Source organism: Blastocatellia bacterium (genome assembly GCA_025054955.1).
Classification (GTDB): Bacteria; Acidobacteriota; Blastocatellia; order HR10; family J050; genus JANWZE01.
Map to the genome: position 1 here is coordinate 1 of JANWZE010000126.1, position 4,981 is coordinate 4,981.

Here is a 4,981-nt window from a genome sequence, read left to right on the forward strand (position 1 = left end):
TCATCAGCGAATTTCATTTATCCATTGGTAGAGCTAAGTGTTGCCACTTCTCTGATCAACTCGCTCCCACATGGCACACTGATTGCTCTGTCTTGAGACGTTCGCTTGATCTTTGAATTTTTGAATTCACGAAATCCGGCCTATCATGGCATCCGGAGTGGGATGCCAACTAAGGGTGAGGACAACGAGACCTTTGGTGGAGAACGTTTTCTGTAATTTTCGCCCTGGCTAAATTTTTCTTGATTGAGGAGAGATTTATGAAATGGAGAAATCTCAATAAGTTCTCGATTGTCGTTTTTTGCTTCTTTTTGTTGACGAGTAACTGGTCGGTCGGCAGCATGTTCTCCGATGAGATGCCGGGAGGAAACTGGACGCTTTCCTCCCACCCGCTTTGGAGTGCGGCAGAACCGGTGAATGTTGTTAGCGTAACCACTCACCTCAAGAGGCTAACGGTAACCAGCGTCGGCGTGAGAAATGGAAACAATAAGAGGATTTCTAGTGTTAGCTTCAAGTGGTTTATTGTTCGCATAAGCGCGGGACAATCGGGACAAGAAGAGTACAACGTCAAGGCTTGGGGGGAGACCCCTACTATAGGCATTTCCGGTGGGATCGCACCCGGCACAACAGCCGAGGTGGCGTTCCCCTTTGTGAGTTTCATAGATCAGGCACCAGCTTTCTGGGAGCAGCAGGCACATACTCTCTCAGGGGAATACCGAATCTATGTTGGTGTGAACGAAATCCGCTACGAGGATAGCACCGTGGAGTTCGCATTGCTCTGGCCATTCCCTCCCATACTGATTTGGCCATGTCCTGGCTGCGCTATGCAGAAGTGTGAACTTAACAGGTTTGCAAATGCCTACCGTTGTGTCGGGAGCGGTGCCTGCGAGTTTTGTACGAACAATAATACTTCGTGCACCACGACACTTTGCAGAGCACCGGGTGGCGACGGTTGAACAACAACACTCCAACGGCTAGGCTTCCGGGCTGTTTCAAACTAGCTCGTTCTGCCAAGACGGCCCAAGAGCAACACAAGTGATTGTTGCAGCTCTTCGGCGGCGTAGAGTGGCGATATGCTTAACGCTTCGATTTTTCCAATAGCCCTGCTCTTCTCTCCATCTCTGCTTGACGATTGAGAAATGAGTTTCCTAAATTTGCAGCTACGGACAGAAATCGGTTAGAGTAGAGTCAAATGAAAACGCGGCATGAAATCTCACTGATCCTACTCCTTTCATTGTTCGTCCCGCCCTTCCCAGTCAGGTCCGGAGCTATCCAACGGGAAGAGGCTGCAAAAGTAGATATTGCTTTGAAAGCAGCACTCGGCGAGCAGGATGTTGCCAGAAGAATCACTTTGCTTCGAGAATTTATTGACCGGTTCCGAGCCGCCGAACCATACAAACGCCGGATCGCTTGGGAATGGTTGCTCGACGCCTATGTTGAGCTTGCGACACGCCAGAACGAAGAGGGCAACTATACAAAGGCATTGCTAACCGCTCATCAAGTGCTTCAGGATGGTGACCGGCTCAGCACTGGTGACACCCTCGATGTTACACCGTTCGCCAACGACAAAGAGAGCCTGGTTCCAAGAATCGCCCGAGCGCGCTTTGAAGCAGGCAAAGCGCTGGCCGGCCTGAAGCAGTATCAAGAAGCCGAAACGGAACTGCTGCGTGCGGAGCATCTGATGAGTTGGATGAATGACGATTTTTATCTTCGATTGGCTGAGGTGGCTCAACATCTGGATAAGGAACGGGCCTTGAGCTATTACCTGAAGGCATTGGTTGCTCGCCCAGCAAAAGTCGAAGAAGTGGTCCGCCGTTTGAAGGAATTTTATGTGAAAGTAAAAGGCACTGAGCAAGGGTTGGCCAATCTGATTTCGCGGACCGTCGAGGAGGATCGAGTGCAGCGGCGAGGGGCGGTTTTGAGTCAGAAGATGACCGGTCCCCAAGCTCCTGACTTTGAGCTGACAGCATTGGATGGCCCGGCAATCAAGCTCTCATTATTGCGTGGAAAAGTTGTCGTGCTTCACTTTTGGGCCACCTGGTGCGCTCCATGCATTTGGGAATTACCACAGATCGAGAAGCTGCATCGGCAGCTTCAAACAAACCGAGAGGTGGTACTGCTGACCATCAGTGTTGATCAGAGTGATTCTACCCTTAAGGAGTTCCTCTCGAAGCATGGCTACACATTTGCTGTTCTCCGAGACAAAGAGAGCGCAGTGAAGAAAGCTTATGGTCTGGATGCAATCCCGGCCATTCTGTTCATTGATCGCGCTGGCCGCGTTCGCTTTGAAGTCGTTGGTTCTCGACCGCACGACCGCTTTTTCCTAGAAGAACTCAACTGGAGAATTGAGGATTTGCTCACTGAGAGAAATAGCTGAGGAAGGCGAGTCAGTCCACAAACACGGGCATTCGAGAGCATGGAGGTGAAAATCACACTTCGGGAGGTTGCACGAATCACAGCCTGGTTATTCTCCAAGTGGCATGGCAACATTCTCTCGAGGGATACGCGCAGCAGCAGGCGTTGGGATCATTACGCATTGATGCGCAAACTCAGCACCTCCGACTCAGGTGCTTTCAGAATGCAATCCACCTAGGCTTTGAGCCCTTGATTTCTAATGACGAGGTTGTACCAATAGTCCAGAGAAAGGCCACGTTTGACGAAGCGACAGGCAGAGCAGCAGCAGAACGTCCCAAGCAGGCGTCTGCGATTTTCCATGCGCATTAGCATCACTACTCATGCTGCGCTCGTTTCTGCTGAGCCGCGCAAGCGTCTCATCACAACGTTGCCGGACGTGCAACGTCTAGACGAGCCGAGTGAATCAGAGTGGCGCGGTGCAGACGCGCCAGAGCCGCGCATTTGTTGCCAGCCAGTGGACAGCATGAACGAGCCGGTGAGGCAATGGGTGGTGCTGTTGAAGGCGCGACGGATTGGAGGTGACGACCCCCCACGTTGCACGGCTGGCTACCCTCGTGTGAGCGGCTGCCGCCCTTGAAGTAAATGGTGCGTCAAGCTCGGCGATTCCCGCCCAGCTAGTTCAGGTCTCAGCATGCTTTGGGCTCCACAAACATGGTCTTTTTCTCGACAATGGTAAGAACATCTCATTCAGCGGTTGGTGGCCACCGTGCCTGGTGATATCCTGGACTTCAAACATCCGGAGATCGAAATCAGGAAGAAATGAAGCGCGGGTTTGCGGAACGAGAACTTGTGATCGGTCGCAACCCGATTGTGGCCTGTTGCAACCTGCTTGCGATCTGTCGCAACCATGGCTTCTGGCTGATACTGAAGGATTTTGCTTCATTTCCTTCAGACGAGCGACTTGCAGACTTGCGATATTTCGCAACCCATGCCTCCGACAGGTCTCCACTCGCTCATCAGCGAATTTCATTCATCCATACGAGCCACAACGAGTTGATCTTCTATTCTGCGGCGCGTCTCCCTCCGGCATAGGAGTTGCGAGACAGTGGGTTCTGAAACCTAACACCAAACCAGGAGGAAGAACATAAAACACGCAAGATCAACTTTGAGTTTAGCGCTAGTTGTTTTAGTTTCATTTATTATGGCCACACTGGCTTTTCCTTCAGGGCCGATCCAGGCAAGCCGGCTGATGTTGACCTCTATGGTGAGTTCTTCACAGTCGGGCATAGAACCGAAAGTCATTGAGCAAAGAGGTCGCTCAGGCAGCGTGCTGGCTCGACTGCGGATTACTCCTGGAACCCGGCCCGGTGAATCTCGATTCGAGGTAGAGGATTTCAACCAGCCGATTCCGGTCAGAGCCATCGGAACAGGCATGATCTCCGATACCGAAGTTGCGGTTCAACTCGTGGGGTCACGAAGTGGAACGCGACTTGGCTTGCGAGCGAAAGCAAACGGTGGCGCATCAGCAGAGACTCGGATCACGCTCTCGCTTGATCGCCTGAGTTTCAATCTCATCGTGGACGAAAAAGTACAGGCGCTGATGAACGAATTACAGAGGCTGGTCGCCGCTGGTGCAAGTAACGTCCAATTCAAAAGCTTGGCGCGGAAAATGGACAGTGCTCTGCAACTAAGCTCACGTTACCGGCCTTTCGTTGACCAAGTCAAACGCTCCGCCGCTTTTACTATTGTAACCACAGCTCGTTCCCTCACGACCTCAGCTTCTCCCGAGGAGATAAAGCAGCATCCTGCTTTAGTCGTACTGCGATCTACGGCTGGACTCTTGGCCCCATCAATACCCTCTGACGCTACCATTGGTTCCGGAACGCTCACAGGTAAAGAGTCTGTCAATCTGAGTCAAAGGGAGAACTTGCCACGGTTCTCATTGAGCTTCAGCTCCAAGTCAGCTCCCCTCCAGCCAGGATGCGTTATCGTTTATCAAACCTGCATGAACCTGTTCAATTGTGGGGGACACGGACAGCCGATTGATGCGCTTTGCTGGCTTGGGTGCGTGATTGCCTATGTGATCTGTGAGATCGTTACTTGAACGGTTCAGCCGCAAGCGAGGTGAAGGTAGGGTGGTCGGCAAGTCAACGGTCAATAAGGTCAACGGAAGACTTGCAGACCGCCCTCTTGCGGCCTAAGATTTTGCATCGCCTGATGCGCCTCGGCTGGAGGATGCGGCAATGATAGGAAAGAGATCCCGCCTCACCTTACTGCTCATGCCCTTGCTGTTGGGAGAGGCTTCATTGCGAGCCCTCGCTGAAGGACAAGCTCAGAGAGAAGACCCAGCGGTGCAGTTGAGAGCTGAGCTGGTCCTAGTTCCTGTTCAAGTCATGAATAAGAAGACAAGTCGTCCTGCCGAGGTCGAGTTGGGGAAGGAAGATTTCGTCGTATTCGAGGATGGAGTCCCTCAGCGCGTCTCCTTCTTCGGTCGCGAGGATCTTCCTCTGTCGGTCTTGCTGCTCATTGAAACGTACTCACGTCCTGAAATCTGGCATTACCAGGAGATCTTCCAAGGGGTTCAACGGATCCTGGAACGGCTAAGACCAGAGGATGAAATCGCGCTGAT

At 52.2% G+C, this 4,981-nt stretch carries 4 protein-coding genes; all 4 read left to right on the forward strand.

Annotated elements, in window-relative coordinates; genetic code table 11:
* The first annotated feature begins 257 nt into the window (after positions 1-257).
* Positions 258-953, forward strand: coding sequence for a hypothetical protein (locus NZ823_15445; GenBank protein MCS6806521.1), 696 nt, complete (start codon positions 258-260; stop codon positions 951-953).
* A 350-nt stretch (positions 954-1,303) separates the two neighbouring features.
* A complete protein-coding gene (locus NZ823_15450) occupies positions 1,304-2,374 on the forward strand; it encodes a TlpA family protein disulfide reductase (protein ID MCS6806522.1) in 1,071 nt (356 codons plus the stop codon).
* Between the two features lie 1,410 nt (positions 2,375-3,784).
* On the forward strand, positions 3,785-4,456 hold the full coding sequence (locus NZ823_15455; GenBank protein MCS6806523.1) for a hypothetical protein: 672 nt from the start codon (positions 3,785-3,787) through the stop codon (positions 4,454-4,456).
* A gap of 139 nt (positions 4,457-4,595) precedes the next feature.
* Positions 4,596-4,981: hypothetical protein (locus tag NZ823_15460; GenBank protein MCS6806524.1), on the forward strand; the 386-nt coding region annotated here is incomplete at its 3' end.